Origin of the sequence: Curtobacterium sp. MCBA15_016, from assembly GCF_001865105.1 — a bacterium.
Taxonomy (GTDB): Bacteria; Actinomycetota; Actinomycetes; order Actinomycetales; family Microbacteriaceae; genus Curtobacterium.
In genome coordinates this window covers 1-1,503 of record NZ_MJGR01000005.1, presented here as the reverse complement: position 1 = coordinate 1,503, position 1,503 = coordinate 1, and the positions used below count along the sequence as shown (strand labels likewise).

The 1,503-nt window shown below is 73.6% G+C and carries 1 protein-coding gene; it reads left to right on the top strand.

Annotation, left to right across the window (positions count from 1 at the left end):
* Positions 1 to 133 precede the first annotated feature (133 nt).
* Positions 134 to 1,459, top strand: a 1,326-nt coding sequence (locus BIV03_RS02990) for a Na+/H+ antiporter (protein ID WP_071294606.1), incomplete at its 5' end; no start/stop codon positions are given.
* Positions 1,460 to 1,503 lie beyond the last annotated feature (44 nt).

Below are 1,503 nucleotides of genomic sequence, written 5' to 3'. Positions count from 1 at the left end.
TCGGCGCGCTGCTCGCCCTCGTGCCCGAGTTCGCGGGCGTGCAGCTCCCCGCCGACGCCGTCCTCCTGCTCTTCCTGCCGGCACTGCTGTACTGGGAGAGCCTGACGACGTCCCTGCGCGAGATCCGGAAGNNATGGGCACGCTGCTCGTCGTGGTCACGGCCGGGGCGATCGCCGTCCTGCTCCACCTGCTCGGCATGCCGTGGGGTCCGGCCTGGGTGCTCGGTGCGGCCGTGGCACCGACGGACGCCACGGCCGTCGGGGTGCTCACGAAGATGCTGCCGCGCCGGAACGTCACGGTGCTGCGTGCCGAGAGCCTCGTCAACGACGGCACCACCCTCGTGGTCTACGGGATCGCCGTCGCGGTCACGGTCGGCACGCAGGAGCTCACGTTCTGGGGCGTCTCGGGCATGCTCGCGCTGTCCTACCTCGGCGGCGTGGCGGCCGGTCTGGTCGCGGCGTGGCTCGGCACGCAGGTGCTCCGGCGCGTCGACACGGTCGTCCTCGAGAACCTGGTGACCCTCCTCGTGCCGTTCGTCGCGTTCCTCGGTGCCGAGGCGATCGGGGCCTCCGGCGTCCTCGCGGTCGTGGCCGCCGGCATCGTGGTGAGCCAGGTCGGTCCGAAGCTCGACCGCGCCGAGACCCGTCAGCAGGTCCGCGCGTTCTGGTCGTTCCTGACCTTCCTGCTGAACGGCGCGCTGTTCGTGCTCGTCGGCATCGAGGCGATGGTCGCCGCCCGTGCGCTGGAGCCCGCCGAGCTCCTGCGCGCCACCGGCGTGATCGCCGCGGTGTCGATCGCCCTCGTGCTCGTGCGGTTCGCGTTCCTCAACGCAGCCGGCGGCACGGTGTGGCTCGTCACCCGACGGTCCGGCGGAGCACCGCGCGAGGGCCACCGGGACCGGCTCGTCAGCGGCTTCGCCGGGTTCCGCGGGGCGGTGTCGCTCGCGATGGCCGTCGCCGTGCCCCGGACACTCGAGTCCGGCGCGGCGTTCCCCGACCGGGACCTCATCGTCTTCGTCACCGCCGGGGTCGTCGTCGTCACGATCGTCGGGCAGGCCCTGGTGCTGCCGGCCGTCCTCCGCCGGGCAGCACTGCCCGAGGACGAGTCGGTCGGCGAGGAGCGCCGCTTCGCCGAGCGCACCGCGATCGAGGAGGCGCTCGACGCACTCCCCCGCCTGGCCCGCTCGACCGGCGCGGACCGTGCGACCGTGGAGCGGGTGCGGAAGGACTACGAGGCGCACCTCGACGTCATCCAGGCCCGCGAGGAAGAGGACGACGACCACCCGGCGCTGCAACGGCACGACACCGCGGTCGCCCTCGAGCTCGCCCTGGTCCGGCACAAGGCCGCGACGCTCCTGCGGTTGCGGGACGCCGACGAGATCGACGACCTCGTGCTGCGGCAGGTGCGGTCGGGGTACGACGCGGAGGAGGCGCGGCTGAACGGGGTCACCACGACGTGACGGTGCGGCTCGCGGATGTCCGGGCGGGAGGCGCGGTGCGGGCT